Annotated in this window: 1 protein-coding gene; it reads left to right on the top strand. The window is 43.1% G+C overall.

Annotation, left to right across the window (positions count from 1 at the left end; all coding sequences use genetic code 11):
• Positions 1-138: 138 nt before the first annotated feature.
• On the top strand, positions 139-562 hold a 424-nt coding region (gene bcsG / locus R7E78_RS29180; protein WP_318059025.1), incomplete at its 3' end, for a cellulose biosynthesis protein BcsG.

Here is a 562-nt window from a genome sequence, read left to right as displayed (position 1 = left end):
CTTAGGTATTGGCCTACTCCTAGGATACTTTCTTCGTGACCTAGTAAACGCAACCACACGCTTTTACCACAAGCACTTAAAACGCTCGCGCTATTTTGAGCTAGATACATCAACCACTAACACCAAGAAGCTTAAGTAATGACATCGCATTCTCATGACTCTACCCCCTTCACTATAGGATTGGGCTGGTGGAACATTTACTTTATCGCAAAAATAGCGCTCTATTTTCAGGGAATCATCGATTTCCACCCAATGGAAAACTTTGCGCTGTTGATCTTCATCCTGCTGCCAATCTCGATAAAAAGCCTAAATACGGTGCGTCATATCGTTGTATTTGTCGCCGCAGCGTGGCTCTTGCATTACGATTCTTATCTCCCTCCGCTAGACCGTCTTTGGGCTCAAGCGGGACAATTAATGCAGTTTGAATTGAGTTATCTGGTCGAACTTTTGGGACGATTTTTATCATTCCAAGCAATTCTCGGATTGCTCGCTTTGTGTGGTGCGTACTTTATTTTGAGCAAGTTCGTTAGAGTTTCAGTCTTTGTGGTTATTGCTATGATCT

The organism is Vibrio sp. YT-19(2023) (assembly GCF_033337395.1).
This window is presented reverse-complemented; position numbering and strand designations above follow the sequence as displayed.